The following is a 26860-nucleotide window of genomic DNA, read 5'->3' as shown; positions in this document are numbered from 1 at the left end:
GAATGACTGAGGCGGCGCAAATGGACAGCGTTTGGTCAAAGGCGGGGTTTTCCCCTGCCTTTGCCTTGCAGGTGTTCGGCATGCGCCGCTCGGGCAACCATGCGATCATTGACTGGCTGATGCGCAATGCGCCTGATGCCGCGACGGGTGGTGTGTTTTACAATAATTGCCGTTTTGCCAAACCTCCGTTGCGCGCGTTTGGCTCGTTGGATGTTTATGGCGCGGATCATGCGGTTCAGCCCCATGGAAAAGACGAAACACCGGCGCAGCGGATTGCCACGGCGGGCGCCAGCCCGATGGTAGTTGTTTCCTATGAAGACCGGATGCCGCAGCCTGTTGGCGCGCCTCAAAAGGCGAGCGAGGGGTTCGAGACATCGGATTTCAGCCGTCAGGTTGTGATCTATCGCAGCTTCCTGAACTGGTCGGCATCCATGCTGGCCAAGCTCAAGCGCAATGACGGATACGGGGCCACGGACCGGATGCGGATCATGGCCATGTCGCTGAACGGATACATCAATGGTCTGGACCGTATCGCCGAAGCAAAAGACGTTTTGCCGATTTGTTATGACGATTGGATGACCTCGCAGGACTATCGCGCGGATATCCTGACGCAGCTTGGGCTGCCCCATCGGGATTTGTCGCGTGGGACGGTAAAACGCTATGGCGGCGGATCGTCCTTTCAAAGCAAAGGCACAGCTGCACAGGATTTAGCGACCACCGACCGCGATGCGATCATGGCCGATGACCCCGAATATAAGATACTGCTGTGGACAGCTGCGCATGATCTGCAATTTATGCAGCGACTGATCCCTCATTTTGAACAAGATGCAGAGCGTCTGGCCACATTGGCCGAGACATCCAAACTGCACATGACCCTACCGCCCAGAGAGGCCTCCCTATGATCCGAGCATGCCTATTTACTGCTATTGTGGCGCTATCCGCCTGTGCCGAGGTGCAAACGGCCGCGGATAAGACAGGCCGCAAGGCTGCGACTTCGGCTGTGACCGAAGTTATCGCGATTAATTTCCCGCAGGTTCCAAAGCCGCTGATCGAAACCTTTACAGGTTGCATTATCGATAATGCAGCAGCTGTTGAGGTTCGTGAACTTGCAAAAGCTTCGATTGTTGGGGTCGATGATGACACAGTCGCCGTTGTGCGCAATGTGATGTCACGCCCAGCCACACAGACCTGTTTGCGTGATCGCGCGCTGACATCACTTTAGGAATTTCCGGCGCTTTGCGCGCCAACTGACGCAAAAGGAACAGCATCATGGTACAACTGACGCTCCCCAAGAACTCCCGCATGACGACGGGTAAAACATGGCCAAAGCCAGCAGGCGCGACCAACGTGAGAGAGTTCCACATCTATCGCTGGAACCCTGATGACGGGAAAAACCCTGCGGTTGATACGTATTTCGTTGATCTGGACACATGCGGCCCGATGATTTTGGACGCGCTGATCAAGATCAAGAACGAGATCGACCCAACGCTGACGTTCCGCCGTTCGTGCCGCGAAGGTATTTGCGGTTCCTGCGCGATGAACATCGACGGGATCAATACGTTGGCCTGTACCTATGGTATGGCCGAGATTAACGGCGTTGTGAAAATCTATCCGCTGCCGCACATGCCTGTGGTCAAGGATTTGATCCCTGATCTGACGCATTTCTATGCGCAGCACGCGTCGGTTAAACCGTGGCTGGAAACAGACACACCAGCGCCTGCAAAAGAGTGGAAGCAATCGGTTGAGGATCGTTCGAAACTGGACGGTCTGTATGAGTGCATCATGTGCGCCTGCTGCTCGACATCCTGCCCCAGCTACTGGTGGAATGGCGATCGCTACCTCGGGCCAGCAGCTTTGCTGCACGCCTACCGCTGGATCATCGACAGCCGCGATGAAGGCACGGGCGAGCGTTTGGATGATCTGGAAGATCCGTTCAAACTGTACCGTTGCCACACGATCATGAACTGCGCCAAGACGTGCCCGAAGGGTTTGAACCCTGCCTTGGCGATCAGCCAGATCAAAAAGCTGATGGTCGAGCGTACCCTGTAAGCCAGATAAATGTTTGGCTGGTTGAAGAATATGATTGGCGGCGCGCGCAAACCTGCGCCGCCGCCAATTCCACAAGGGCCGCTGGATGAGGCGGCGCTCAAACAGGCGCTGACACGCTATTGCGCGCCTGTCGTTTTTACCAAACCCGCAAATATTGATCCTTTTGAGACGATGTTTGGCGCTGTGCGCCTTGAGCGGAAGGGCGAAGTTTGGCCGAGCTGTAACGGAACGCCGATGCTGCCGCTGTGCCAGTTGAATTTGCGGCAGGCCCCTTTGCTGCCCAAGGCGTTGATGGATTTGTCGCTGGTCACTCTGTTCGTGGCCGAGACCGAAAGCTATGCGCCGACGCAGATCATAGACACACAAAACCCTGATCAGGCCGCCACATGGGCGCTGCGTAGCTATACATCGCTTGAGGGGCTGACGATCCCGCAGCCGCTGCGCCGTCAGAACCCGTTTTCACCGCGCAGGGGCGACTGGGCCGAGGCACAGGCGGATTACGCAAACCACGATATGGCAGGGCATGTGGTGGATACGATGGCGAATGATGTTTACGCCTATGACTGGTCGCGCACAGTTGCGCAGACCAAGCTGGGCGGCTGGCCAGGGACGGTGCAATCAGAACCTTGGTGGGATGACCCATCGTCAAAAGAGACGTGGGATTTTGTGCTTCAGATCGAAAACGAGCCAAAGGCGGGTTGGTTTGGCTGGGGCGATGGGGCTGCTTATATTGCGCGCTCTCGTCAGAAACCCCATCGGTGGGCCATAGACGTTCAGTTTAACTGATGATTTTGCTGTTCGCCCCCGTAATCATAGCCATTGTTGCCTATCTAGCGTGGAAAAACCGTAGCGTTCGCGCCTGCCGTTGGCGTGAAGATCGGCGAGGTGACAGGGGGAGCTTGCGAAAGTATCACTGTATCACCTGTGGTGCCGAAGCGTTTACTGCGCGTGCGGGTCCGCCGCAGGATTGCAAAAAAGATCTGGGTGGTTCTGGATTATGAACCCAGCGTAACCCTCGACAGTCTTTAGCGCGGATGTGTACCTTTCCGGACAAAGATTAGGGAGGACCATGAGATGGGTGATTTTACCGCAGATGTTATTGTCGTGGGGGCTGGGCTTGCAGGGATGACTGCTGCGCATGAGGCTGTTCTGCGTGGCAGACGGGTTTTGTTGTTGGATCAGGAAGCGCCACAAAGCCTTGGCGGGCAGGCGTTTTGGTCGCTGGGTGGGTTGTTTATGGTGGACAGCCCCGAGCAGCGCCGCCTTGGGATCAAGGACAGCGCCGAGTTGGCGTGGAATGATTGGCAGGGGTCTGCGCAATTTGACCGTGTAGAGGATGCAAATCCACGCGCTTGGGCGGAAAAGTTTATCGAATTCTCGGCAGGTGAAATGCGCGGTTGGCTGCATGGTTTGGGGATGCGTTGGTTCCCGATTGTGGGCTGGGCCGAGCGTGGCGGCGAGCTGGCGCATGGGCATGGTAACTCGGTTCCGCGCTTCCACATTACATGGGGTACGGGAACGGGCGTGGTTAAGCCTTTTGCCGATCTGATGGTGCGATATGCATCAGAAGGGAAGCTCAAGCTGGGTTTCCGCCACCGTGCCAACGGGTTGATCGTGGAAAACGGTGCCGTCAAAGGCGTGACAGGTGATATTTTAGAGGACAGCACGGCACTGCGCGGTCAATCCACATCCCGCACGGTTGTTGGCGGGTTTGAGCACCGCGCGGAATCGGTGATTATTACGACAGGCGGTATTGGCGGAAACCACGACATGGTGCGCAAACACTGGCCAGAACGCTTGGGCAAAGCGCCCAAAGTGATGGTGGCTGGTGTTCCTGATTTTGTTGATGGGCGTATGCATGGCATCGCGGCCCAAGCGGGTGCTGGGATGATCAACGAGGATCGGATGTGGCACTATTGCGAGGGTCTGAAGAACTATGATCCGATCTGGCCAAACCACGGCATTCGCATTTTGCCTGGCCCGTCTTCCATGTGGTTTGACGCCAAGGGCGACCGGATGGAGGCGCCGTATATGCCGGGCTTTGATACGCTGGGAACGCTCAAACGTATTCTGAGCGTGGGCGAGCATAGCTGGTTTATTCTGACGCAAAAGATCATCGAAAAGGAATTCGCGCTATCTGGGTCCGAGCAAAACCCAGACCTGACCGAGGGCGGCTGGCGCGAAGTGCTGAGCGCGCGTATGGGCAAAGGGGCAACCCCTGCTGTTGAGGCCTTCAAGGAAAAGGGCGAAGATTTCATCGTCGCTGATGATCTGGAAACTTTGGTGGCGCGGATGAACGCGCTGACCCCTGATGCGCCTGTTGAGTTGGAGCATATCCGTTCGCAAATCCGTGCGCGTGATTTGCAGCTGAACAACAAGTTCAACAAGGATGCCCAGATCACGGCCATTCACGGCGCGCGCAACTATAAGGGTGACAAGCTGATCCGCACAGCCAAACCGCATGAGATTTTGGACAGTGAAAACGGTCCTCTGATTGCGGTGCGTTTGAACGTTATCACCCGCAAATCACTGGGCGGTATCCACACGGATATTCAATCGCGCGTGCTGACACCCGAGGGCGAGGTTTTGCAGGGGCTTTATGCCGCTGGTGAGGCTTGCGGCTTTGGCGGGGGCGGCTATCATGGCTATAACGCGCTTGAGGGAACCTTCCTTGGCGGGTGTCTCTTTTCAGGTCGTATCGCAGGACAAAACGCATGAACCCACCTCCATCGGATGCAGAAGATAGACGCGCAGTTGCGCCTGTAATTTGTTATCCGGTGGAGACATTGCCCGCGCCCGACATGGCGTTGCTAGACCGTGCGCGGGGGACATTGACCAAGACAGGTGAGGTGGTTGTGCCGCCGCGTGATGCGGCAACGTTCACCGTCCCTGCGGGGCATTTCTTTCGCATTTCCAGCGTAGAGGGATCGCAGGTCGGCGACCTTAACCTGTGGAACGCCAATGATCTGAGCGAGCGGTTCTATTCGGGCAAAACCCGTGCGCTACATGGCACTCATATCACGCGGGGCCAGCGCATGTGGTCAAGCTTTTCTGCGATGCGGGCCATGGCGACGATCACCCATGACAGTCTTGAATGGTACGGCATGGATGAATTTGGCGGATCGGTTCACGATGTGATCGGCACCCGCTGTGACCCTTATACGCACAACCTGTTGTCGGGGGGGCAGTACCACTATTGCTGTCATTCCAACCTAACCCGCGCCTTGGCCGACCACCTCGGGGTGCCCTTGGCCGAGGCTGAACCCCATGTGCATGATGTTTTGAACGTCTTTATGTGCACTGGATTTACCCGCGACACGGGCCAGTATTTTATGAAGGCCAGCCCTGTTCGGGTGGGCGATAGTTTAGAGTTTTTTGCAGAGATTGATCTGCTGGGCGCCCTGAGCGCATGCCCCGGTGGGGATTGCAGCACGGTGCATTCGTCGGATCAGGCGCAGTGTTATCCGCTGTTGGTGGAAACTTTTGCGCCAGATGCTGCCGTGATGGGCGATTGGCAAGGGCCGCCCTTGAATGGCTATGATCGCAGCCACGGGGTGTGACTGCGACCTGTTGTTTAGGCCTCGTCAAACGCGGCGTGCAGGGCAATTTCAACCATATCCCCGAAGGAGCGTTCGCGCTCATCTGAGGGCAGCGCTTCGCCAGTTTGCAGGTGGTCAGATACGGTGAGGACAGCCAGCGCGCGGCGTCCGTGGCGCGCGGCGAGGGTATACAGCTCGGCGGCTTCCATCTCGACCCCCAAAATGCCATGGCGCACCATTTGTTCATCCAGATCGGGGCGTTCGGCGTAGAACACATCGGATGAATAGATGCCGCCAACGTGGGTTGTGGTGCCTTTGGCCTCGGCAGCGGCAACGGCGGCCTTGAGTAGGCCCCAATCGGCGCAGGGGGCGTAATTCAGCTCGCGCATGATGCCTGAGGAGGGCGAGGTGATGGTGCTGGCCGTCATGGCGATGATCACGTCACGAATGCCGACATGGGGCTGCATGCCACCACAGGAACCAATGCGCACCAGCGTTTGCGCGCCATAGGTTGTAATCAGCTCGTTTGCGTAGATCGACAGCGAGGGCATGCCCATGCCTGACCCTTGGATCGTCACGCGGTGGCCACGCCATGTGCCTGTATAACCGAGCATACCGCGCACTTCGTTAACCAGTTCGGCGCCCTCTAGAAACGTCTCGGCAGCCCAGCGTGCGCGATATGGATCACCCGGCATGAGGACGGTTTCAGCGATTTGGCCAACTTCGGCACCGATATGGACTGTCATTTTTGCAATTCCTTGTAAGGCATAGGGGCAGGATGCCCACCCTGTACGCGAGGGGCAAGTTCCAATGGAGGTTTTCCATACTCGCCCTCGCAAAGGCAATCCGCTTTGTTTCAAATTGTAACAATTACGGAGGGTAACGAGATGAAACTGATTGAAATGATTGCAGGTTTGGGGCTGGCTTTGGTCGCCGCCTGTGACGTGAGCCACCCTGTCGCGGTCGTAGGGCCGGGCAATACGGTGTTCAAAGGGTCTGCAACAGCAACGTTTCTAGAGGGCGGATGGTTTCAGGCGACGAATGGCAAAACATCCTGTCAGGGCCGCTATCGCCCCGCGTCAGAAACCAAAATGGTGACCTTTCCTGTGACCTGCACAAATGGTCTGACAGGTATCGGCAAAGCGACCTATGAAACACCTCGTTCAGGGGGAGGTGAGATCGTGATGCAAGACGGCACGCGGTGGAAATTTATTTTTGGTCGCGCCGCCTTGGCCGTTTGATCAATTTCCGCAAAAAAGGGCACCCTAGGGATCTAAGGTGCCCTTTTGCTGAATGGTGAAAGCATGGCTGGCTTACTCAGCCGCAACTGCCTCTGGATCGGCAAGGGTGACGATATCGGCCATGATGGTGTTCAGCTCAAAGTCCTTGGGCGTGTAGACCCGCGAGACACCCATCGCCAGCAGGCGTTTGGCATCGTCATCTGGGATGATCCCGCCAACGATTACGGGGATGGCGCCCAGACCTGCTTCGCGCATCTGGTTCATCAGGTCTTCGACCAGTGGGATGTGGGAGCCTGAGAGGATCGACAGGCCAACAACGTGGGCGTCGTCCTCACGGGCGGCGGCGACGATTTCGGATGGTGTCAGGCGGATGCCTTCATAGGAGATATCCATACCGCAATCACGGGCCCGCACAGCGATCTGTTCAGCCCCGTTTGAGTGACCATCAAGGCCGGGTTTGCCGACTAGGAATTTCAAGCGGCGGCCAAGGCGGTCGCTGACCGCGTCAACGGCTGTACGCAGATCGTCCAGACCTTCGGTTTTGTTGGATTGGCCTTTGCCGACACCCGTTGGGCCGCGGTATTCGCCGTGAACAGCGCGCATTTGTGCGGCCCATTCGCCGGTTGTAACGCCTGCTTTGGCGGCGACGATGGAAGCGGGCATGATGTTGCGGCCTTCTTCGGCGGCGGCGCGTAGATCGGCCAAGGCGGCCTTAACCGCTGCATCGTCCCGTTCGGCACGCCATGCATTCAAACGCTCGATCTGTTCGGCTTCGCCAGCGGGGTCGACAACCATGATGCCGCCATCCCCTGTCATCAGCGGCGAAGGTTCGCCCTGCTGCCATTTGTTCACACCGACCACCACGGTTTCACCGGATTCGATGCGGCCCAGACGGTCTGCGTTGCTGTCCACAAGGCGGGATTTCATATAATCGATCGAGTCGATTGCGCCGCCCATGCTGTCGAGGTGGGCGAGTTCGGCGCGCGCACCTTCCTTCAGGGCTTCGACCTTGGCATCCACGGCGGGGTTGCCATCAAACAGATCATCAAATTCCAGCAGATCGGTTTCATAGGCCATGATCTGTTGCATGCGCATGGACCATTGCTGATCCCATGGGCGGGGCAGGCCGAGGGCTTCGTTCCATGCAGGCAGCTGCACGGCGCGGGCGCGGGCCTTTTTGCTGAGGGTCACGGCCAGCATTTCGATCAGGATACGGTAGACGTTGTTTTCCGGCTGCTGTTCGGTGAGGCCGAGGGAGTTCACCTGAACGCCATAGCGGAAGCGGCGGTATTTGGGATCGCTCACACCGTAGCGTTCGGCACAGATTTCATCCCACAGATCCACAAAGGCGCGCATCTTGCACATCTCGGTCACAAAACGGATGCCTGCGTTCACAAAGAAGGAGATGCGGCCAACGAGGGCAGGGAAGTCTTCTTCGGCGACGCGGGGGCGTAGCTGGTCAAGGACGGCGGTGGCGGTGGCAAGGGCGAATGCCAGCTCTTGTTCCGGTGTCGCACCGGCCTCTTGCAGGTGGTAGGAGCAGACGTTCATCGGGTTCCATTTGGGAACAGACGTATAGCAGTATTCAGCCACATCCGCGATCATCTTGAGCGATGGCGCGGGCGGGCAGATATAGGTGCCACGCGACAGGTATTCTTTGATCAGGTCGTTTTGAACGGTGCCTTGCAGTTTGGAAACATCCGCACCTTGTTCCTGAGCAACCGCGATATAGAGCGACAGCAGCCAAGGCGCGGTCGCGTTGATCGTCATCGAGGTGTTCATCTGTTCCAGCGGGATCTGGTCAAACAGGGTGCGCATGTCACCCAAGTGACCAACAGGCACGCCCACTTTGCCAACTTCGCCACGGCTCAGGACGTGGTCGCTATCATATCCTGTCTGGGTGGGTAGGTCGAAAGCAACCGACAGGCCTGTCTGACCTTTGGCCAAGTTCCCTTTGTAAAGTTCGTTAGAGGCCTTTGCGGTGGAGTGTCCTGCATAGGTCCGGATCAGCCAAGGGCGGTCTTTCTTGGGAGCATCGGTCATCTGGGGCCTCTCTGAATCGGGTTGGCAATATTATTGCGTTAGTTGGTAGGTATAAGAAACTTTCGGCAACTGTCAATTCGCTGCGTTGCGGCATCTAAATTTAACTTGGCCTGATGTCCCTCTTGGCGGTTGAGTTAGATGTTGTCCTTGGGCGCTGACACTGCAAATGTGCTGCGGATGACGCAGACTGTGCAACTTCCCCTTTGGCTTTTTGTCCTGATATTGCTGTTCGCCGCGGTGACGGCGCTCAGCCATTTTTTGCTGCCCTCTGTACGGTGGTTTTTTCGCCGACGTTTTGAGCGGGCGGTGACGCGGCTGAACAAACGTCTCAAGCGGCCGATACAGCCGTTCAAGTTGGCGCGGCGATACGACATGATCCAGCGGTTGATCTATGATCCCGAAGTATCGCGCGAAATCGTGATCTATGCGGAAAAGAATAACGTGCCGGAAAACGTAGCGTTTCAGAAAGCGCAGGAATATGCGCGCGAGATCGTGCCCAGCTTTTCTGCTTTTGCCTATTTCAGTTTTGCGATGCGGGTGGCCAAGATTTTGGCGGAATCGGTTTACCGAATCCGCACGGCGCCCCAAAACGATGAGGTGTTTGGGGCAATTCCCGAAAACGCGACTGCGGTGTTTGTGATGAACCATCGCAGCAATATGGATTATGTGCTGGTCACTTATCTGGCTTCCAAAACCTCGACCCTGAGCTATGCGGTGGGGGAATGGGCGCGGGTTTGGCCGCTGTCGTCGCTGATCAGGCTGTGGGGGGCGTATTTTATCCGCCGCCGATCGGGTGGGGCGCTTTATCGCAAGGTTTTGTCCCGCTATGTGCAGATGGCGACCTCTGGCGGGGATACGCAGGCGTTTTACCCCGAAGGCGGGTTGAGCCTGACAGGGCGGTTGCAAAAGCCCAAAGTCGGCTTGCTGAGCTATTTGGTGGACGGGTTTGATCCTGACGGTGGCCGAGACCTGGTGTTTGTTCCCGTGGCAATTAACTATGACCGCGTTTTGGAAGATCGTGTGCTGATGGCGGCGCATGCCCGTGGGGATCGCCGGTTTGGGGCGCGTATCTCTGTTGCGGTGGTATTTATCCTGCGCAAATTCTGGCAGCGTTTGCGGGGGCACGACACACGGTTTGGCACGGCTGCTGTTGCCTTTGGCGATCCTGTCAGCCTGCGCAGTTATCGCGACACAAGTGATATTGAAGGGCTGTCAGCCGAGCTGATGTCGAGGATCGAAGCCGTGATGCCGGTTCTGGGGGTGCCACTGGTGGCGACAGCCTTGGCGCGGCGGGGCGCGCTGAGTGTGATGGCGCTGGAGGCTGAGGTGAGCCAGCTGATTTCACAAATTCCATCCCAGAGCGTCGCATTGGAGCTGGACGACATTTCGTCTGAGGTCGCTCGGGCCTGTCGTCATATGAAGCAACACGGGGTGATTGATTTGGTGGAGGGAGAATGGCGCATTGATTCTGGTCAGGAAAAGGCTGTTGAATTTTATGCCAATTCGATTGCGCATTTCTTGGAATAGGTCTTTTGCACTGTGAATGCTGCGGCCGCATTGGGTTTTCTGCATCTGCTGGGTCATAAAATTACAAAAATACCTCTCAATAGGTTGCAATGTTGCGCAGCGATGCTTACTCACTCTTGAGGACGCCGCGATTCTGCACTGCGGCACTTTGTAATTTCGCAGGAGGTAACATGGCACAAGAGACGACAATCGCGCACTACGAGGCACCTGAGAAGGACCTGTATGAAATGGGCGAAATGCCCCCAATGGGCTATGTCCCAAAGAAAATGTATTCTTGGGCTATTCGCCAAGAGCGTCACGGCGAGCCGGATAAGGCGATGCTGGAAGAGGTTGTCGATATTCCAAAGCTAGACAGCCAAGATGTTTTGGTTCTCGTGATGGCCGCTGGTGTGAACTATAACGGTGTTTGGGCGGCTCTTGGTCAGCCGATCAGCCCTTTTGATGGCCACAAGCAGCCCTACCACATCGCGGGTTCCGATGCTTCGGGTATCGTATGGGCCGTTGGTGATCGTGTGACGCGCTGGAAAGTGGGCGACGAAGTTGTCATCCATTGCAACCAAGATGACGGTGATGATGAAGAGTGTAACGGTGGCGATCCGATGTACTCTCCGTCCCAGCGCATCTGGGGTTATGAGACACCTGATGGGTCCTTTAGCCAGTTCACACGGGTTCAAAGCCAGCAGTTGATGCCGCGCCCCAAGCACCTGACTTGGGAAGAAAGCGCTTGTTACACGCTGACGCTTGCCACTGCTTACCGCATGTTGTTCGGCCATGAGCCACACGATCTGAAGCCAGGCCAGAACGTTCTGGTTTGGGGTGCGTCCGGTGGTCTGGGCTCTTATGCGATCCAGTTGATCAACACAGCGGGTGCAAACGCGATTGGCGTTATCTCGGACGAGAGCAAGCGTGATTTTGTGATGGGTCTGGGCGCCAAGGGCGTTCTGAACCGCAAAGACTTTGATTGCTGGGGCCAGCTGCCCACAGTGAACACGCCTGAATATAACACGTGGCTGAAAGCTGCGCGTAAGTTCGGCAAGGCGATCTGGGACATCACAGGCAAAGGCGTGAGCGTCGATATGGTGTTTGAACACCCAGGCGAAAGCACCTTCCCTGTTTCTAGCCTAGTTGTGAAAAAGGGCGGCATGGTTGTGATCTGTGCGGGGACCTCTGGTTTCAACTGTACCTTTGACGTGCGCTATATGTGGATGCACCAGAAGCGTTTGCAGGGGTCACACTTTGCCCATCTCAAGCAGGCGTCAGCGGCGAACAAGCTGATGATCGAACGTCGTCTGGATCCGTGCATGTCTGAAGTATTCGCGTGGAACGATCTGCCAGAAGCGCACATGAAGATGCTGCGCAACGAGCACAAGCCAGGCAACATGTCTGTTTTGGTGCAGGCGCCAAAGACAGGTTTGCGCACGCTTGAGGATGCTTTGGAGGCCCGCAAGTAACCTTTTCCTAGGCTTTGTCCTATCTGATGGCCCGCGAATCACTAGATGGTTCGCGGGCTGTTTTTCGTTTCGGGGCCGGTTTAGTAGGATCAATAGCTTGCAAATTCGGCCCTCCCCATTTCTGGGGAGTGGAAATACGTGAATATCGCGACGGAACCATGCCGTGCTATGCTTTTATTAACGGTTTGTTAACTATTTGAGAGGGAAAATCGGGATGAGAAGTGATTGGATTATAGACGTTCTTGCCGATTTACGTAGTTTCGCCCAAGCGAATGATCTGCCGCTGCTAGCAGAACAGCTTGACGATACCGCGTTGATAGCTGCGGCCGAGTTCGCCTCAAGGGACGAGAGGTCTGCAAGACGCGGACATGCTGGGGAAACACACGAAATTGGAAAGCATCCTGTCCGACTTGGAACAGGTGGGCACGCTTGAAGGGATGCAGGGCGTCTCGGAGGCGCTAAAAGAATACTATGCGATTGATCATCTGGTCTACCATTGGGTGGACTCAAACGGTGACCAATACGGGTGTGGAACCTACTCTGACGCGTGGCAACAAAAGTACATCGAGGAAAACTATCTAAGGATCGATCCGGTTGTTCAGGGCTGTTTCCAGCGGTTCCATCCCGTCGATTGGAAAAGGTTGGAGTGGTCTAGCAAGGCTGCACGAGAGTTCCTGAAGGTTTCAGCAGAGTATGGCGTTGGAAATCAGGGTTTTTCGATCCCGATCCGTGGGCCAAATGGGCAGTTTGCCATGTTCACGGTCAACCACAGTTGTGAAGACGATGAATGGGCCAAGTTCACGCAGGACAACCGCCGCGATTTGATCCTGATCGCGCATTATTTTAACGAAAAGGCGTTGGAGTTTGAACCAGGGCGTCAGCCTGAGCAACCACAACCGCTTTCGCCGCGCGAAGTGGATGCCATGACCCTTTTGGCGATCGGCTATAGCCGTGCGCAGGTGGCAAATTCGTTGGCGATTTCAGAACATACATTGCGCGTTTATATTGAAAGTGCTCGGTTTAAATTGGGCGCATTGAATACGACCCATGCCGTTGCGCGCGCCCTGAGCCGTGGCCTGATCGTGGTGTGATGATGTGGTTGTTGCGTAAAATTGGATCTAGCGAACGCTATATTTGACGGTGGTTAACCAAGCTTGGGCTACATCTTTGGCATCAATCGGATGCTACGGGGAGCTATCAAATGCTACGTTATGTTTATGCTGATCAACTAGACAAATTTCCACGTTTAGCCGAGGAGATGTTTGCGCATCGGGCAGACCAATTCAAAACCCGCCTTGGGTGGGATGTTTCGGTGGATGAACACGGGCGCGAGCGTGATGAATATGACGCGATGAACCCGCTTTATGTCATTTGGGAAACTGCGGAAGGGGGGCACGGGGGCTCGACCCGCTTTTTGCCGACGACAGGCCCTGTCATGGTGAATGATCATTTCAGCCATTTGACGTCTTCCCCGATCTGTAGCCCAAATATTTGGGAATGCACCCGTTTTTGTATGGCGCCGGGCCAAGGGCCGAACGTCGCTGCCGCCTTGATGTTGGGCGGCGGCGAGTTGATGAATGGTTTTGGCGTGCAGCATTTTGTGGGTGTGTTCGACGCACGGATGGTGCGGATTTACAGCCGTGTTGGCTCTTCCCCCGAGGTGCTGGGCAGTATTGGCGAAGGGCGCGAACAAATCAGCGTTGGGCTGTGGGAGTTTGAAGCAGAGGCGCAAGAACGCGTCGCGGCCCGTGCTGGCATTTCCCTAGCGCAGAGCCGCGCGTGGTTTGAACGCTCGTTTGGGAGTGATTCAATGATTGAATTCGCAGCAACCGCCTGAACAGCACTGGCACCTTAGCGGTCATGGGCCTAATGTCCGTCCATGACCACAGACCTCATTTATTCAGACGATCAGGCCGCCGCCCATGACGCCGTTACCAGTATGTTGGAAACGGCGGGGATTAACCTTGATAATGCGCTTCTTTTACCGCCCAAGGGTGACAAATCGCAGGTGATGGCCGTGACCGGCAAGGCGGGGTCGGGCAAGACATTGTTGCTGGCCGAACTTTACCGCGCTTTGGAAGAGGCGGGCGTTGAGGTTATCTCTGGCGATTATGAAAGCAAAAAGCGCAAAGACAAGCGGACGCTGGCGATCCTTGCGCCGACGAACAAAGCGGCAAGCGTTTTGCGCCTGCGCGGCGTCCCAGCGACCACAATCCACCGTATCTTGTACACGCCGGTCTATGATCCAGAATATGAACGGATCGCCGAATGGTTGGCGGGCAATGGGGAGCGCCCCGAAATTGAGGGCATTACCGAGGTCGCGCTGGATCGGGCTGCTTTGTTCTATGAGGGTAATAAATCCATTCCCGGGGCGCTGGCGGCTGCTGGCCTAAGGGGAAGTGATTTCATCACGGGGTGGAAGCGCCGCGAAGAGCCGCTGGATATTGGCTTTGTGGATGAATCCTCGATGTTGGATGACAAGCAATTCGCGGATTTGAAAGAGATTTTTCCAACGCTTTTGCTGTTTGGTGACCCTGCGCAGTTGGCGCCTGTCGGGCAATCAGGAACGATGGTTTTTGAAAAACTGCCTGAAAAGCGGGTGATGAACCTGAACCGGATTTTCAGGCAGGAAGCGGACAACCCGATCCTTGATCTGGCCCATGCATTAGCCGACCCTGACGTAGATTTTGAACGCTTCGAGCGGATGGTAGAAGAGGCCTCTAAAAAGGATGAGCGCGTGGTTTGGGGGCAGCGCGTTGAGGTGGACCTGATGGCGCGATCGCCTGTTCTTGTGTGGCGTAACGCCACGCGCATCCGTTTGATCAACGCATTTCGCCGCGTGCATGGCGCGCCAGAGGATGCGCTGCTGGAAGGTGAGCCGCTGATTTGTGACGGTATTGAACTGCCGCTGAAGCACCGTAAAAAGCGCCTCGATCTAGAAGCGCGCGGCCTGATTAAGGGTGCGCAGGTTGTGTATCTAGGCGCTGGCCGCAAACCGGGGTTTTCGCGGCTGCATGTGATGGGTGCCGAAGACCCGCAGGTGAGCGCGGCGAGCATCGTTAAAATCGAAAAACCGGATGAGGAAGAGCCGTTCATCCCCTTTGCTGCTCGTATGGGGGCGACCTTCCTTCATGGGGCGGCGGTGACCATCCACAAGGCACAGGGGAGCCAATGGGACACGGTGCAGGTCTTTGCTCCTGATCTATACGCAGCCGCCCGTATGGGCCGTATGGAGGCGGGGCAGCCTCTGTGGAAGCGGCTGGCCTATGTGGCGATCACCCGCGCGCAGGATCGCCTGATCTGGGTTGTGCGCAACCGATTGGCGACGCCATCCTATCCTTTGAACGTGGATGATTTGCGCGCGGCCCCTGCGGCGGCGCTGACCCTTGATGCGATGCAGGAGGAATGACCGTGAAATCGATTATCATCACTGGTGCCAGTTCGGGGATTGGTTGTGCAGCGGCGGAGTTGTTTTTGCAAAACGGCTGGCGTGTGGGGCTGGTTGCGCGGCGGCGTGAACTGCTGGAAGAGATCGCAGAGGGCCAGCCCAATGCCGTCGCATTGCCCGCTGATGTTACAGATGCCAAAGCCATGGAAGACGCGTTTTCCCAATTTGGCGAAGTTGATGCCCTGTTCAATAACGCAGGTATGTTCGGCCCCTCCAAACCGATTGACGAAGTCGCGTTGGAGGATTGGCTGCAGGTTATGGGCGTGAACCTGAACGGGATGTTCATCGCGGCGCGATTGGCCTTTGGAAATATGCGCCAACATGGGCGCGGGGGGCGGATCATCAATAACGGCTCGATTTCTGCGCATACCCCGCGTGAAAACTCGGTTTGTTATACGACGACCAAACATGCGATTACGGGGCTGACAAAATCGCTGGCGCTGGATGGGCGCCCGTTTGATATTACGGCTGGCCAGATTGACATCGGCAATGCAGAAAGCGCCATTGTGACGGGGCTAAAGGCGGGTAACCCTGATATGCATACGATGGATGTGGGCCATGCTGCGGCATCGGTTTTACATATGGCGCAGCTGCCGCTGGGCGCGAATATTCCATTTATGACGGTGATGGCGACAAAGATGCCCTACCTTGGGCGTGGTTAGCGGCGCAGCAGGCCAAACACAGCCGACGCACCCCAACCAGCCGCAATGGCAATCGCCAGCGACATGAGGCCGTAAAGGAACGCTCGTTCCCGGCTTAGGGTAAATAGCCAGCGTTCTAGGCCAACCTTTCGCACATAGATGCTGGTTTCATACTGAGACACAACTGCGCCCCCGCGCGTCAGGAAAATACGCGTCTTATAATCCCCCTCGGTCAAGGCCGCAGGCAGGGCGACCGAAGTGCGAAACAAGGTTTGCTCGTCAACGCTGACGGTTCCTTCGTTCAGTTGGTATTGGTCGGATTTCATTTTGATCCGGATCAGCGCATCGGTGAAGGTTTCGCTATTGCTCACATGGTCCGGCGCGTCGATCGAGCGGATCGCGCGGGGAATGGAGATGCTGTGGCGTACGTCTTCGGTTTCGCTGAGCGATTGGCCGAGAGGCGCGCTGGTTGAGACTGCATAAAAGCTCGGCGCGCGGTCGATTTCGACCGCATCGGTATTCACCCAAATGCCAAAGCGTTTTTCCTTGCGGCGCACAGTTTTGGATTCAGACGGGCCGGAAACGGTGACGATCACCTGTAAGCGCGGCTCGGACGGGAATGGGTTTTCACGTTTTACGGCACCAAAGATCAAAATCTCTGAGCCGTCAAAATTGGTATTGATGGAAACAGTGTCACTGCTGAGGCCCAGCACAATCTCTTCGGAGGTGGCGGGCAGGGCAGCGACACACATGATCGCCCAAGCAAGGAAAAGCGCGCGCATTAGTGGCCTCCCTCGGCGATGGAATAGAGTTCGGAAGGTTGCAAAAGCAGTTCGAGCGCCAGCTTGCCGCAAACGGCCAGAACCATAATCGCAAGAAGGATGCGCAGCTGCTCTGCCTTCATCTTTACGCCGATACGCGTGCCGATTTGGGCGCCAATCACGCCCCCCACCAGTAACAGCACCGCCAAAACAATATCGACGGTAAAGTTTGTCGTGGCGTGCAACATGGTTGTGAATGCGGTCACAAAGATAATCTGGAACAAGGAGGTGCCAACAACAACTTTGGTCGGCATGCCCAGCAGATAGATCATTGCAGGGACCATGATAAAGCCGCCGCCAACACCCATGATAGCGGCCAAGATACCCACGGTAACCCCAACGATCAGCGGCGGAATGACCGAGATATACAGGCCTGAAACCCGAAACCGCATTTTGAAAGGCAGTCCGTGGATCCAGTTGTGTTTCTTGCGTGCGGGTGCTTTGCCGCGTTTGACATTGCGGATCGCCTTGAGGCTTTCAAAGAACATCAGCCCGCCGATAACGCCCAGAAACACAACATAACAAAGCTTGACCAGCAGATCGACCTGACCCTGCGCCTTGAGATAGTTGAACACCATCACACCAAGGGCCGCACCGATCAAACCGCCGATGAGCAGCACAGTGCCCATCCTGAGGTCCACCGTCTTTCGTTTGAAATGCGCAAGGACGCCAGAAAACGAGGATGCAACGATCTGGTTGGCTTCGGTTGCAACCGCAACGGCAGGCGGGATGCCAATAAAGAACAGCAGTGGCGTCATTAAAAAGCCACCGCCAACGCCAAACATACCGGACAAAATGCCAACAATCCCGCCAAGACCCAGCAGGAGAAACGCGTTAACCGACACTTCGGCGATTGGCAGATAAATTTGCATGGTTTTCCTTAGGCTCAACCTTTTCCGATTTCAACGTTTATCCGTTACGATAGCACCTAGGATTTAACGCTAATTCTGATCTGGCATTATCTTTCTTTGATATAGGGCTCTCCGCCTGCGCGTGGTGGAATGGCTTTGCCGACAAATCCGGCAAGGATGATTACGGTCATGACATAGGGAAGAGCGGCCAGCAGCTGTCCTTGGGCCTTCATGCCGATTAAGGTTTCGATCACGTCAGGGCGGGTTTCTAGCGCGCCAAACAGACCAAACAACAAAGTCGCATAAAGCGCATGCCAAGGGCGCCATTTCGCAAAGATCAACGCGGCAAGCGCGATAAATCCACGTCCTGCGGCCATGTCTTTGACAAAACCTGCCTGCAAGGCCGTGCTAAGGTACGCGCCCGCGATACCGCAAAGAACGCCACAAATCCCCACAGCGGCAAACCGCAGGCCAATGACCGAAACGCCAGCGGTATCCACCGCGGCAGGGTTTTCGCCCACCGCCCGCAGACGCAGGCCAAAACGCGTGCGGAACAGCAGCCACCACGTAAACGGAACAGCCGCAAAAGCGACGTAGACGAGGATCGAGTGCCCCGAGATCAGCTCGTAATACAGGGGCCCTAGGAAGGGGACATTTTGCAATGCCTCGGCAAAGGGCAGGGTGACCGGCTCAAACCGTCCATTGCCAATCAAGGATGGCGTGCGACCGCCCTGTTTGAACCACGCCTGAGCAACGAGAACAGTCAGCCCAGCCGCAAGGAAGTTGATGGCAACGCCCGAGATCAGCTGATTGCCGCGAAAAGTGATTGATGCAATGCCGTGAATGGCGCTCAGCACCAAAGAGGCGCCGATGCCAGCCAAAAGGCCGATCCAGACAGACCCCGTGAGCGCCGCAATCGCCGCCGAGAAAAACGCGGAAGCCAGCATTTTGCCCTCAAGGCCGATGTCAAAGATACCCGCGCGCTCCGAGTACAAACCCGCGAGGCAAGCCAAGAGCAATGGCGTGGCAAGGCGAACGGTAGAATCCAGCAGCTGGATCAGGGTGAGGTACATATCCACGGTTCAGGCCTCCTTTTTGCGCAGGGCGAGGAACAGGCGTTCCAGCGGCATCCGCACCATATTATCGAGCGCACCTGTAAACAGGATCACCAGCGCCTGAATAACGACGATCAATTCCCGTGGAATGGAGGTCCACAAGGCCAGCTCGGCGCCGCCTTGGTATAAGAACCCGAACAGGATCGCGGCGAGGAAGACACCAAAGGGGTGCGAACGCCCCATCAGCGCCACGGCGATGCCGATAAAGCCAGCCCCCTCAACCGAGTTCAGGACCAGCCGTTCCGCTTCGCCCATGACGTTGTTGATCGCCATCATACCCGCCAGCGCGCCCGAGATCATCATGGAGATCATGATGATCTTAACAGGCGGCATGCCTGCGTATTTGGCAGCAGATTCAGAATGCCCGAAGGAGCGGATTTCATAACCCAACCGCGTGCGCCAGATCAGGAACCACAAGAAAACACAGGCAGCAATAGCGACGAGCAACGAGATGTTCGCAGGCGCCGATTTGGAAAATGCGATACCAAAGGGCGCGAGGATATCGTGTAGCGTGGGCAGATGCACCGCCTCGGGAAAGCGCGCGGTGGCAGGGTCCATCGACCCTTTGGGGCGCAGGATGTTCACCAGAACATAGTTTAGCAAAGAGGCCGCGATAAAGTTGAACATGATCGTCGTGATCACGATGTGACTGCCGCGTTTGGCCTGTAACCACGCAGGAATCGCTGCCCAAGCCGCGCCAAACAGCCCCGCCGCAACCGCAGCCCCAATCAAGGCAAGCGACCAATGTGGCCAAGGGATATAGAGACAGGCAAGGGCCACACCCAAACCCCCAAGGGCTGCCTGACCTTCACCACCAATGTTGAACAGCCGCGCATGGAACGCGATGGCAACAGCCAGCCCCGTGAACATAAAGTTCGTGGCGTAATACAGCGTATAGCCCCAGCCATAGCTAGACCCGAGCGCACCTGTGACCATCAGTTTCACCGCGGCGATTGGGTCTTCGCCAATCGCGAGAATCACAAGAGCCGATAGAACAGCGGCCAAGATCAGTGAGATGAGCGGCACAAGGATAACCTCGGCCCATTTAGGCATGACATCCATGGGTTATCCCTTTTCTTCGCTGGAGGTGTCGGTGATCCCTGCCATCAACAGCCCCAGTTCTTTTTCATCGGTTTGGTCAGGCAGGCGTTCGCCCATGATATGCCCGTCAAACATGACGGCGATCCTGTCCGATAGGGCCATGATCTCGTCCAGTTCGACGCTGACCAGCAACACGGCCTTGCCTTTGTCGCGCAGGGCGATGACCTGTTCGTGGATGAATTCGATCGCGCCGATATCGACCCCGCGGGTAGGTTGGCCGATCAGCAGCAGGTCTGGGTTGCGCTCGATCTCGCGCGCGAGAACGATCTTTTGCTGGTTCCCGCCCGAGAAATTTTTGGCCGCCAGTTTGGGGTCAGGGGGGCGCACGTCAAAACGCTCCATCTTGCCCTCGGTATCTTCTTTGATCGCTGCGTTGTTCATCAGCATACCAGATTGGTAGGCGTCATCGTTGTGATAGCCAAAGGCGACGTTTTCCCACGCGGCGAAATCCATGATGAGGCCTTCGCGCTGGCGATCCTCTGGAACATGGGCAATGCCACGGGCGCGGCGCGACTGGCCGTCAGAGTGTTTACCCGTGAGGTCCAGTGCTTCACCGTTCACGGTGATGCTGCCCGTGCCATCGGCATAGCCGCCCAAAACCTCCAGCAGCTCTGACTGGCCGTTTCCTGCGACCCCCGCAATGCCCACGACTTCACCCGCGCGCACCTGAAGGTCGATCCCTTTGAGGCGCTCGACACCTTTGTCGTCGTTCACCCGCAGGCCTTTGACGTCTAAAATAACGTCGCCAGGTGTTGCGGGTTTTTTGTCTACGCGCAGCAGAACCTTGCGCCCGACCATCAGCTCGGCCAGCTCGGCGGGGGAGGTCTCGGAGGTTTTGACGGTTGCAGTCATCTCACCGCGGCGCATGACGCTAACGGTGTCGGTTGTGTCCATGATTTCACGCAGTTTATGGGTGATCAGGATGATGGTTTTACCCTCTTCGCGCAGGCGATCCAGAATGCGGAACAGCTGGTCAGCCTCGGCGGGGGTCAGAACGCCGGTAGGTTCGTCCAGAATAAGGATATCTGCCTGACGGTACAGCGCCTTGAGGATTTCCACACGCTGCTGCATGCCCACGCCGATGTCTTGGATCAGGGCATCCGGATCGACGTTAAGCCCATAGTCTTCGGACAGCTCCAGCAAACTGCGCCGCGCCTTGGAAAGGGATTGCTTTAGCCACGGACCATCCTCGGCGCCGAGAATGATGTTTTCTAAAACGGTAAAGTTCTCGACCAGCTTAAAGTGCTGGAAAACCATGCCAATGCCTGCCGCAATCGCGGCTTGGCTATCGGGAATTTGGGTTTTGGTGCCCTTGATGAAAATCTCGCCCTTATCCGCCTTGTAGAACCCATAGAGGATCGACATCAGCGTCGATTTCCCCGCACCGTTTTCGCCAATGATCCCGTGGATCGTTCCGGGCATCACGCGGATCGAGATGTCCTTGTTGGCTTGCACAGGACCAAAGGCTTTTGAAATGCCTTTGAGCTCAATTGCGGGGGCGTTTGTCATAAAAAGGGTGCCTTGAAATAGGGACGGGCGTCTTAATCAATAGAAAGGGCCGCGCTGAGCGTGTCAACGCGGCCTCAGATCTTGAGGGTGTAACGCTGCTTAGAAATCCAGAACTGGGCAGCTGTCGTTGGCGTAATATGCTACAACTTCCAGATCACCAGAGATGATTTTCTCGCGGGCTGCGTCGACGGCTGCTTTCATGTCGTCGCTGACCAATGCCGCGTTGTGCTCGTCCAGAGCATAGCCAACACCGTCTTCGGCCAGACCCAGTGTGGTGAAGCCACCAGTTGTGGTATCGGCACCAGCTTTCATGGTGTCATACACGGCCACATCAACGCGCTTGAGCATGGATGTCAGAACCTTGCCAGAGTGCAGGTGGTTTTGGTTGCTGTCCACACCGATGGACAGAACGCCCTCATCCGCTGCGGTCTGCAAAACGCCAACGCCTGTGCCGCCAGCAGCTGCATAAACAACATCAGCGCCTTGGCTGATCTGCGCTTTTGTCAGCTCGGAACCTTTTACAGGGTCATTCCATGCGGCAGGGGTTGTGCCTGTCATGTTGGCGATGATCGTTGCGTCAGGGTTCACGGCCTTAACACCTTGGGCAAAGCCGCAGCCAAAGTGGCGGATCAGCGGGATGTCCATACCGCCGATGAAACCAACAGTGCCGGATTTAGACGCCATCGCGGCCATCATACCCACAAGGTAGGAGCCTTCGTGCTCTTGGAAACCGATCAGCTGAACGTTGGCTGGAACCTCGGGCATCCAGCCATCGATGTTGATGAATTTTGTGTCAGGGTAGTCGCCTGCAACGTTGCTAACCGGATCAGCAAAGGCAAAACCTGTGGTGATAACAGGGTTTGCGCCTGTTTCGGCAAAGCGGCGCAAGGCCTGCTCACGCTGGGCTTCGGACTGCAGTTCGATTTCAAAGAACTTGCCGCCTGTTTCTTCTGCCCAACGCTGCGCGCCGTTGAACGCTGCTTCGTTAAAGGATTTGTCGAACTTGCCGCCAAGATCAAAGATCAGCGCAGGATCGGCCAGCGCAGCGCCAGCAGTAAGAGCAGTTGCGGCAACAGCGCCGAGGAATTTGGTCATGAGGGTCATATGTCTCTCCCAGTGTTTTGTGTTGGGGCTGCAATGGTGAACATCGGCAGCCCGATATCGCGCGCTTGCGCGACGCTGGTGCAAATTCTCGGCCGCGATTGGCTTGGGGTCAACCGATTCTCACCTGAAAGGGGGCATTAACCCCGATTAACCCAGCGTTAATGCGCGAGTCATGAGCACCGCATCAACAGCAGGGCCGCTTGCGCGCTTGTAATAGGCTTTTCTGATCCCAGCGCTTTGAAAGGAAAAGGTTTTGTAAAGGGCGATTGCCGCATGATTATCCGCTGCGACTTCCAGAAAAGCAGTGTCCGCATGGGCGGAGGTGGCGGCGATCCAATCCGTTAGCAATGCCTTGGCGATGCCGCGTCTTTGGTGGTGTGGGGCGACCGCGAGGGTCAATAGCTCTGATTCTCCAGCAAGGCTGCGGGTCAAAGCAAAGCCACCTTGCGTGCTGAAAACTTGGATAAAGCGCTGCTGGAGGAGGTCTTTGAATTCGTTAGCGGCCCATCCGCGTTCTTGGGTGAACGCGGCGTGGTGAATTTGGGCCATTTCTTCGGGTGTCATGGTAGAATTTGGGGCGGCGCATCGCGCGCAGGCGCTGCATCGGCGGGGCGCAGATACAACGGTGCGGGGGGCTGTGAAACCGTGCCGTATTGTTCAGCCGCAATATGGCCAATTGCAACGGCCACGGGATAGGCGGGGGGCTGCCCGAACGCGCCGATGACGCGGGCATCGGGTGGAATATCCGTACGGGCGTGCAAAGCTGGTTCTTGGAAAGGCGCGCCCTCAAACCCTTGCAAAAAGACCATATCCCTGCGCCCATCGACGGCACAAATGCAAGGGGCGGATGTGCCGTATTGCAAAGCTTGAAAGGCAGAAACACCAACCGCAGGAATCCCGAGGCCCATGGCAAGCCCGCGTGCAGCAGAAACGGCGATACGGATACCTGTGAAATTCCCCGGCCCGATGCCAACGCCAATTGCGTCGAGTTGGTCAAAGGTTTTGCCAGCCTCGGTCAGCAGCTCTTGTGCTAAAACGAGCAGCCTTTCGGCTTGGCCCTTTGCCATGGGTTCTTCTCGGGTGGCTAAAACTTTGTCGCCCAATAGAACAGCCGCCGCGCAATGCGCAGCGGAAGTGTCTAGCGATAGGATGAGCGGAGCCGACATTGTGCCTGCTTTAGGCGACGGGGCGCACTTCGGTAACTTCGGGGATGTAATGACGCAGAAGGTTTTCAATACCCATTTTCAACGTCAACGTTGAAGAGGGGCAGCCCGCGCAAGCGCCTTGCATGTGCAGGTAAACTACGCCGCGTTCAAATCCGTGGAAGGTGATATCGCCGCCATCCTGCGCAACCGCAGGGCGCACACGGCTATCTAGCAATTCTTTGATTTGGCCAACAATCGCACCATCTTCGCCGTCATGCTCTGCATGGCCGGAAGTTGCCGTGTGATCGGCGCCCATAACAGGCTGGCCAGATTGGAAATGTTCCATGATGGCGCCCAGTAGGCTAGGCTTTAGGTGATCCCATTCAACGGCATCAGCTTTTGTGATGGTGACAAAATCGGTGCCAAAGAAAACGCCAGTAACACCATCAACATCAAACAGGCGCTGGGCCAGCGGCGATGTGGTTGCCGTATCTGCAGTTGGGAAGTCGGCTGTGCCCATTTCTAGAACCGTTTGACCGGGCAGAAACTTGAGGGTTGCGGGGTTTGGAGTGGATTCAGTTTGGATAAACATCGTGCAATACCTCTGTGTGGGTTCACCTCGATATGCGGACACGGGCTGCAAATGTCAAGATGTTAGAATGGTTCTAAGGTTGGGCGCGCTCTTAGGTGATCGCCTCTAGCCGCTCTTTTGTCATGTCACCTGGAACAATGGTAATCGGAACAGAAAGGCTGCTGGAATTTCGAGTGAGCTGCGTCACCAAGGGGCCAGGACCTTTGCCATCGGTGCTGGCACCCAAAACCAAAACGCCAATCTCTCCATCCTCGGCAACCTGAGCGATGATTTCATCCACGGGTTGCCCTTCGCGGATAACCAGCTCGGGCTCTACGCCCTGACGGTCGCGCATCCATTTGGCATAAACTTCATAGTGGACTTCGATCCGTTCGCGCGTTTCTTCGCGCATGATGTCCCCAACCCCAATCCAATGGTTGAATTCTTCAGGAGGAATAACGGCGAGGACTTCGACGCCGCCACCTGTTTTTGCTGCTCGCATCGCGGCAAAGCGCATTGCGTTTAGGCATTCACGACTGTCGTCGAGGACCACAAGAAACTTGCGCATAATAATCTCCCTACATCCAGCGCGATCATGCCGCGTGCGTGGCATTCTTGCAAATGTCTTTTGTAGGGGGCGAGGGGGTAACCTAACGACATGCTGGGGTATCGGCGTGACTAGGGGGCGCTGTGGTAGATGCCTTCGGGCAGGTTTAGGGCCGCTGCTAGGTCTCGCAATTGGTTGGGCGAAAGCGTGATTTTGCGCACTTGGTCGGTTTTCGGATCCCATTGTTCGATGGTGATTTGGCTGGCAAATGCATTTAGGGTCACGTCTTCGCGCAAGGGGGTTTCACCCTCATCGACAAGGGTGATTACGGTCGCGTCAAATTCATGCTCAATGGTAAACATAAAGGTAGAGTAGCTGATGGAATGAGCGGCGCAAGCAACAAACGAGGCAGTCCTTTGGCACGAGAGCGCCGATCCTCCTCAATCTTGGGTGATCAGGCTGGTCCTGACTGGGATCCATGGTAAGCTGATGCCTGTCGAGTGAACGAATACGAAGCGAGTCCCTATGTTAAAGCGCGCCTTTTTGATGATCAGCCTTTTGTTTGGCCTTGCCGCATGTGAAACCGTTCCCGTCAGTACCGAGAGCCTTGGCGCTTCTACATCCTCGCAGCCTTTGGCAGTGCGTTCTGCGGCGCGCAATTTTGTGTCTGTCGTGAACACGGTCGAACCTGTTGCCGAACGGGAATGCCGCGCCAGAACAAGTAACGTAAATTGCGATTTTAACATCGTCGTTGATGACCGCCCTAATCAGCCTGAAAACGCTTATCAAACCGTTGACAGAAATGGCCGCCCGATCATCGCCTTTACCTTGGCGTTGATTGAAGATGCCAGAAACGTTGACGAGCTGGCCTTTGTGATGGGGCACGAAGCGGCGCACCATATTGCTGGACATATCGGCCGCCAACAGCAGAACGCTGTTGCTGGCGCGGTGATCTTTGCGGGGCTTGCGACGCTAAGCGGTGGCGATGCCAGCGCTGTTGAATCCGCGCAGCGGTTGGGCGCGCAAGTTGGCGCAAGAAGCTATTCCAAAGATTTTGAACTGGAAGCCGATGAGCTAGGAACAATTATTACCAAGCGGGCAGGGTATGACCCGCTGCGCGGTGCTGCGTTTTTCACGCGTATTCCTGATCCGGGTGATAAGTTTCTAGGGACACACCCGCCGAATGCACAACGCATCCAAATCGTTCGCAAAACAGCAGCCGGACTATAGGCAAAGGGCTGCTGTTGTAGCTGGTTATTGGAAAACGGTAAGTGACAAAATTGCGATGAAACGCCACTCAAAACTTGCGCTACAGCTGGTAGATAGAACATGACCTTGCTCAAGCTGGGGCAGATTTTGAATGATCGGGGCAGCAAATACGCCGTATCGGGCTGTCCTGTTTCCAGCCGCGCCGAGATTGATGCGGCGTTAAAGCTGCTTAAACGCGAGAAATCCTATGCCAAGGCAACCCATAACACTTGGGGGGCTTTGTTGCCCGAGGATGGGCCGCTCAAGGCGGATGATGGCGAAAGCGGCGCAGGAATGGTCATCTTGCGGATGCTCGAACGCGAAGAGCTGGCCGGGCATCTGGTGATCGTCACGCGCTGGTACGGTGGCAAACATCTAGGGGGCGATCGGTTCCGCCATGTTCAGACATGCGTGCGCAGCTATCTAGACGCGCTTACCTAAACGCAACAAACAACAGCTAGCGGGGTTTGTTGCTATCGATCCAACGCGACATCAACGAACGATCCCGAAAGCACTCTTGCGGGACTTGGGTGCGCTTTAGCCTTGCAATCCGTTCGGCAAAACCAACCTGTTTGGAGGATGGGTAATCGTTAAACGCACTAGGTGCCGGTTTATGCGCGTCGATCCATCTGGACAGGCGGGCGCGATCCTGCGTGATCCCGCGGGGCAAGGGCGATTTTGTCTTGGCCGCCAGCGATGCCGCATAGTGGATCTGTTTCTCTGTTGCGGGAACCGGTGTCGGCAAAGGTAGTTCGGCTTGCAAAACAGGCTCTGCTGTATCGAACAGATCGGGGAAACTAGGTTGTGTGTACATAGGACTCTCCCTTTTGTGCTGACAGGCTATATATAGAACATTAACAGAACATTATCAAGTGTTCCGTGTTTGTTCTGGTTTCGTGTATTTGCGAA

29 protein-coding genes are annotated in these 26860 nt (G+C 56.1%); 15 read left to right on the top strand and 14 right to left on the bottom strand.

The window, feature by feature from the left end; translation table 11 throughout:
- Positions 1-2 precede the first annotated feature (2 nt).
- From Z948_RS0104155 to Z948_RS0104130, 6 genes are all read left to right on the top strand, one after another.
- The gene (locus tag Z948_RS0104155) at positions 3-902 is read left to right on the top strand and encodes a hypothetical protein (RefSeq protein ID WP_052033072.1); all 900 of its coding nucleotides are present in this window, start codon (positions 3-5) and stop codon (positions 900-902) included.
- Complete coding sequence (locus Z948_RS0104150) at positions 899-1222, top strand: hypothetical protein (RefSeq protein WP_025058314.1); 324 nt, start codon at positions 899-901, stop codon at positions 1220-1222. Before Z948_RS0104155 ends, Z948_RS0104150 begins: the two co-directional genes overlap by 4 nt.
- Before the next feature lie 47 nt (positions 1223-1269).
- Entirely contained in the window at positions 1270-2049 is a 780-nt protein-coding gene (locus tag Z948_RS0104145) for a succinate dehydrogenase iron-sulfur subunit (protein WP_025058313.1), read from the top strand.
- A 9-nt stretch (positions 2050-2058) separates the two neighbouring features.
- The gene (locus tag Z948_RS0104140) at positions 2059-2835 is read left to right on the top strand and encodes a DUF1963 domain-containing protein (RefSeq protein WP_025058312.1); all 777 of its coding nucleotides are present in this window, start codon (positions 2059-2061) and stop codon (positions 2833-2835) included.
- 288 nt (positions 2836-3123) lie between these two features.
- Positions 3124-4767: an FAD-binding dehydrogenase gene (locus tag Z948_RS0104135; RefSeq protein ID WP_025058311.1), complete on the top strand. Its 1644-nt coding sequence runs from the start codon at positions 3124-3126 to the stop codon at positions 4765-4767.
- Positions 4764-5609, top strand: a complete 846-nt coding sequence (locus Z948_RS0104130; RefSeq protein ID WP_025058310.1) for an urea carboxylase-associated family protein — start codon at positions 4764-4766, stop codon at positions 5607-5609. The genes Z948_RS0104135 and Z948_RS0104130 overlap by 4 nt, the downstream gene beginning before the upstream one ends.
- A gap of 14 nt (positions 5610-5623) precedes the next feature.
- On the opposite strand, the gene deoD is transcribed toward Z948_RS0104130, so the two are convergent.
- Positions 5624-6334: a purine-nucleoside phosphorylase gene (deoD, locus tag Z948_RS0104125; RefSeq protein WP_025058309.1), complete on the bottom strand. Its 711-nt coding sequence runs from the start codon at positions 6332-6334 to the stop codon at positions 5624-5626.
- Between the two features lie 141 nt (positions 6335-6475).
- Here deoD and Z948_RS0104120 point away from each other — a divergent pair, with 141 nt between their 5' ends.
- Positions 6476-6829: a hypothetical protein gene (locus Z948_RS0104120; protein WP_156023478.1), complete on the top strand. Its 354-nt coding sequence runs from the start codon at positions 6476-6478 to the stop codon at positions 6827-6829.
- A gap of 72 nt (positions 6830-6901) precedes the next feature.
- Here the strand turns inward: Z948_RS0104120 and Z948_RS0104115 are convergent, their stop codons facing one another.
- Positions 6902-8872, bottom strand: a complete 1971-nt coding sequence (locus tag Z948_RS0104115; protein WP_025058307.1) for a protein meaA — start codon at positions 8870-8872, stop codon at positions 6902-6904.
- A gap of 177 nt (positions 8873-9049) precedes the next feature.
- On the opposite strand from Z948_RS0104115, the gene Z948_RS0104110 reads away from it, so the two are divergent.
- From Z948_RS0104110 to Z948_RS0104085, 6 genes are all read left to right on the top strand, one after another.
- Positions 9050-10399 (top strand): 1-acyl-sn-glycerol-3-phosphate acyltransferase, encoded by a 1350-nt coding sequence (locus tag Z948_RS0104110; RefSeq protein WP_025058306.1) that lies wholly within the window; start codon positions 9050-9052, stop codon positions 10397-10399.
- A 170-nt stretch (positions 10400-10569) separates the two neighbouring features.
- Positions 10570-11850 (top strand): crotonyl-CoA carboxylase/reductase, encoded by a 1281-nt coding sequence (gene ccrA / locus Z948_RS0104105; RefSeq protein ID WP_025058305.1) that lies wholly within the window; start codon positions 10570-10572, stop codon positions 11848-11850.
- Positions 11851-12218: 368 nt separating this feature from the next.
- Positions 12219-12941: a helix-turn-helix transcriptional regulator gene (locus Z948_RS0104100; RefSeq protein WP_037951649.1), complete on the top strand. Its 723-nt coding sequence runs from the start codon at positions 12219-12221 to the stop codon at positions 12939-12941.
- A gap of 110 nt (positions 12942-13051) precedes the next feature.
- Positions 13052-13687 carry an acyl-homoserine-lactone synthase gene (locus Z948_RS0104095; RefSeq protein WP_025058303.1) on the top strand — a complete coding sequence of 212 codons (636 nt, stop codon included), beginning with the start codon at positions 13052-13054 and terminating at the stop codon, positions 13685-13687.
- 42 nt (positions 13688-13729) lie between these two features.
- Complete coding sequence (locus tag Z948_RS0104090; protein ID WP_025058302.1) at positions 13730-15259, top strand: ATP-dependent DNA helicase; 1530 nt, start codon at positions 13730-13732, stop codon at positions 15257-15259.
- Between the two features lie 2 nt (positions 15260-15261).
- Positions 15262-15960: an SDR family oxidoreductase gene (locus tag Z948_RS0104085; protein ID WP_025058301.1), complete on the top strand. Its 699-nt coding sequence runs from the start codon at positions 15262-15264 to the stop codon at positions 15958-15960.
- Here Z948_RS0104085 and Z948_RS0104080 read toward each other — a convergent pair.
- From Z948_RS0104080 to Z948_RS0104030, 11 genes are all read right to left on the bottom strand, one after another.
- Positions 15957-16721 (bottom strand): TIGR02186 family protein, encoded by a 765-nt coding sequence (locus Z948_RS0104080; protein WP_025058300.1) that lies wholly within the window; start codon positions 16719-16721, stop codon positions 15957-15959. The genes Z948_RS0104085 and Z948_RS0104080 overlap by 4 nt on opposite strands.
- The gene (locus Z948_RS0104075; protein WP_025058299.1) at positions 16721-17632 is read right to left on the bottom strand and encodes a sulfite exporter TauE/SafE family protein; all 912 of its coding nucleotides are present in this window, start codon (positions 17630-17632) and stop codon (positions 16721-16723) included. The genes Z948_RS0104080 and Z948_RS0104075 overlap by 1 nt, the downstream gene beginning before the upstream one ends.
- Before the next feature lie 86 nt (positions 17633-17718).
- Positions 17719-18684, bottom strand: a complete 966-nt coding sequence (locus Z948_RS0104070) for an ABC transporter permease (RefSeq protein ID WP_425427147.1) — start codon at positions 18682-18684, stop codon at positions 17719-17721.
- 9 nt (positions 18685-18693) lie between these two features.
- Positions 18694-19788: an ABC transporter permease gene (locus tag Z948_RS0104065; protein WP_025058297.1), complete on the bottom strand. Its 1095-nt coding sequence runs from the start codon at positions 19786-19788 to the stop codon at positions 18694-18696.
- Between the two features lie 3 nt (positions 19789-19791).
- The gene (locus Z948_RS0104060; RefSeq protein ID WP_025058296.1) at positions 19792-21336 is read right to left on the bottom strand and encodes an ABC transporter ATP-binding protein; all 1545 of its coding nucleotides are present in this window, start codon (positions 21334-21336) and stop codon (positions 19792-19794) included.
- Between the two features lie 99 nt (positions 21337-21435).
- Complete coding sequence (locus Z948_RS0104055; RefSeq protein ID WP_025058295.1) at positions 21436-22440, bottom strand: BMP family lipoprotein; 1005 nt, start codon at positions 22438-22440, stop codon at positions 21436-21438.
- Positions 22441-22587: 147 nt separating this feature from the next.
- Positions 22588-23004 carry a GNAT family N-acetyltransferase gene (locus tag Z948_RS0104050; RefSeq protein ID WP_025058294.1) on the bottom strand — a complete coding sequence of 139 codons (417 nt, stop codon included), beginning with the start codon at positions 23002-23004 and terminating at the stop codon, positions 22588-22590.
- Entirely contained in the window at positions 23001-23606 is a 606-nt protein-coding gene (tsaB, locus tag Z948_RS0104045) for a tRNA (adenosine(37)-N6)-threonylcarbamoyltransferase complex dimerization subunit type 1 TsaB (protein ID WP_025058293.1), read from the bottom strand. The genes Z948_RS0104050 and tsaB overlap by 4 nt, the downstream gene beginning before the upstream one ends.
- A gap of 10 nt (positions 23607-23616) precedes the next feature.
- Positions 23617-24177: a NifU family protein gene (locus tag Z948_RS0104040; RefSeq protein WP_025058292.1), complete on the bottom strand. Its 561-nt coding sequence runs from the start codon at positions 24175-24177 to the stop codon at positions 23617-23619.
- Between the two features lie 91 nt (positions 24178-24268).
- Positions 24269-24724, bottom strand: coding sequence for a universal stress protein (locus tag Z948_RS0104035; protein ID WP_025058291.1), 456 nt, complete (start codon positions 24722-24724; stop codon positions 24269-24271).
- Positions 24725-24834: 110 nt separating this feature from the next.
- Complete coding sequence (locus Z948_RS0104030; protein ID WP_025058290.1) at positions 24835-25065, bottom strand: hypothetical protein; 231 nt, start codon at positions 25063-25065, stop codon at positions 24835-24837.
- Between the two features lie 163 nt (positions 25066-25228).
- Here Z948_RS0104030 and Z948_RS0104025 point away from each other — a divergent pair, with 163 nt between their 5' ends.
- On the top strand, positions 25229-25933 hold the full coding sequence (locus tag Z948_RS0104025; protein WP_025058289.1) for a M48 family metallopeptidase: 705 nt from the start codon (positions 25229-25231) through the stop codon (positions 25931-25933).
- Positions 25934-26032: 99 nt separating this feature from the next.
- On the top strand, positions 26033-26392 hold the full coding sequence (locus Z948_RS0104020) for a YigZ family protein (protein ID WP_174416575.1): 360 nt from the start codon (positions 26033-26035) through the stop codon (positions 26390-26392).
- A gap of 16 nt (positions 26393-26408) precedes the next feature.
- On the opposite strand, the gene Z948_RS0104015 is transcribed toward Z948_RS0104020, so the two are convergent.
- The gene (locus tag Z948_RS0104015) at positions 26409-26765 is read right to left on the bottom strand and encodes a hypothetical protein (protein WP_025058287.1); all 357 of its coding nucleotides are present in this window, start codon (positions 26763-26765) and stop codon (positions 26409-26411) included.
- Between the last annotated feature and the right edge of the window lie 95 nt (positions 26766-26860).

The sequence above is a fragment of the Sulfitobacter donghicola DSW-25 = KCTC 12864 = JCM 14565 genome (assembly GCF_000622405.1).
GTDB classification, from domain to species: Bacteria; Pseudomonadota; Alphaproteobacteria; order Rhodobacterales; family Rhodobacteraceae; genus Sulfitobacter; species Sulfitobacter donghicola.
The sequence above is the reverse complement of the archived record's forward strand: the minus strand, read 5'-3'. Positions and strand labels throughout refer to the sequence as shown.

Excerpts from the sequence above, each read along its gene's own strand:
- Z948_RS0104095 (WP_025058303.1), top strand. The coding sequence starts at position 13,052 with ATGCTACGTTATGTTTATGCTGATCAACTAGACAAATTTCCACGTTTA.
- Z948_RS0104100 (WP_037951649.1), top strand. The coding sequence starts at position 12,219 with ATGCTGGGGAAACACACGAAATTGGAAAGCATCCTGTCCGACTTGGAA.
- Z948_RS0104020 (WP_174416575.1), top strand. The coding sequence starts at position 26,033 with ATGACCTTGCTCAAGCTGGGGCAGATTTTGAATGATCGGGGCAGCAAA.
- Z948_RS0104025 (WP_025058289.1), top strand. The coding sequence starts at position 25,229 with ATGTTAAAGCGCGCCTTTTTGATGATCAGCCTTTTGTTTGGCCTTGCC.
- Z948_RS0104090 (WP_025058302.1), top strand. The coding sequence starts at position 13,730 with ATGACCACAGACCTCATTTATTCAGACGATCAGGCCGCCGCCCATGAC.
- Z948_RS0104130 (WP_025058310.1), top strand. The coding sequence starts at position 4,764 with ATGAACCCACCTCCATCGGATGCAGAAGATAGACGCGCAGTTGCGCCT.
- Z948_RS0104035 (WP_025058291.1), bottom strand. The coding sequence starts at position 24,724 with ATGCGCAAGTTTCTTGTGGTCCTCGACGACAGTCGTGAATGCCTAAAC.
- Z948_RS0104155 (WP_052033072.1), top strand. The coding sequence starts at position 3 with ATGACTGAGGCGGCGCAAATGGACAGCGTTTGGTCAAAGGCGGGGTTT.
- Z948_RS0104030 (WP_025058290.1), bottom strand. The coding sequence starts at position 25,065 with ATGTTTACCATTGAGCATGAATTTGACGCGACCGTAATCACCCTTGTC.
- tsaB (WP_025058293.1), bottom strand. The coding sequence starts at position 23,606 with ATGTCGGCTCCGCTCATCCTATCGCTAGACACTTCCGCTGCGCATTGC.
- Z948_RS0104075 (WP_025058299.1), bottom strand. The coding sequence starts at position 17,632 with ATGCAAATTTATCTGCCAATCGCCGAAGTGTCGGTTAACGCGTTTCTC.
- Z948_RS0104140 (WP_025058312.1), top strand. The coding sequence starts at position 2,059 with ATGTTTGGCTGGTTGAAGAATATGATTGGCGGCGCGCGCAAACCTGCG.
- Z948_RS0104145 (WP_025058313.1), top strand. The coding sequence starts at position 1,270 with ATGGTACAACTGACGCTCCCCAAGAACTCCCGCATGACGACGGGTAAA.
- Z948_RS0104080 (WP_025058300.1), bottom strand. The coding sequence starts at position 16,721 with ATGCGCGCGCTTTTCCTTGCTTGGGCGATCATGTGTGTCGCTGCCCTG.
- Z948_RS0104110 (WP_025058306.1), top strand. The coding sequence starts at position 9,050 with ATGACGCAGACTGTGCAACTTCCCCTTTGGCTTTTTGTCCTGATATTG.
- Z948_RS0104015 (WP_025058287.1), bottom strand. The coding sequence starts at position 26,765 with ATGTACACACAACCTAGTTTCCCCGATCTGTTCGATACAGCAGAGCCT.
- Z948_RS0104135 (WP_025058311.1), top strand. The coding sequence starts at position 3,124 with ATGGGTGATTTTACCGCAGATGTTATTGTCGTGGGGGCTGGGCTTGCA.
- deoD (WP_025058309.1), bottom strand. The coding sequence starts at position 6,334 with ATGACAGTCCATATCGGTGCCGAAGTTGGCCAAATCGCTGAAACCGTC.
- Z948_RS0104115 (WP_025058307.1), bottom strand. The coding sequence starts at position 8,872 with ATGACCGATGCTCCCAAGAAAGACCGCCCTTGGCTGATCCGGACCTAT.
- Z948_RS0104070 (WP_425427147.1), bottom strand. The coding sequence starts at position 18,684 with ATGTACCTCACCCTGATCCAGCTGCTGGATTCTACCGTTCGCCTTGCC.
- Z948_RS0104120 (WP_156023478.1), top strand. The coding sequence starts at position 6,476 with ATGAAACTGATTGAAATGATTGCAGGTTTGGGGCTGGCTTTGGTCGCC.
- Z948_RS0104040 (WP_025058292.1), bottom strand. The coding sequence starts at position 24,177 with ATGTTTATCCAAACTGAATCCACTCCAAACCCCGCAACCCTCAAGTTT.
- Z948_RS0104060 (WP_025058296.1), bottom strand. The coding sequence starts at position 21,336 with ATGACAAACGCCCCCGCAATTGAGCTCAAAGGCATTTCAAAAGCCTTT.
- Z948_RS0104055 (WP_025058295.1), bottom strand. The coding sequence starts at position 22,440 with ATGACCCTCATGACCAAATTCCTCGGCGCTGTTGCCGCAACTGCTCTT.
- ccrA (WP_025058305.1), top strand. The coding sequence starts at position 10,570 with ATGGCACAAGAGACGACAATCGCGCACTACGAGGCACCTGAGAAGGAC.
- Z948_RS0104050 (WP_025058294.1), bottom strand. The coding sequence starts at position 23,004 with ATGACACCCGAAGAAATGGCCCAAATTCACCACGCCGCGTTCACCCAA.
- Z948_RS0104065 (WP_025058297.1), bottom strand. The coding sequence starts at position 19,788 with ATGGATGTCATGCCTAAATGGGCCGAGGTTATCCTTGTGCCGCTCATC.
- Z948_RS0104150 (WP_025058314.1), top strand. The coding sequence starts at position 899 with ATGATCCGAGCATGCCTATTTACTGCTATTGTGGCGCTATCCGCCTGT.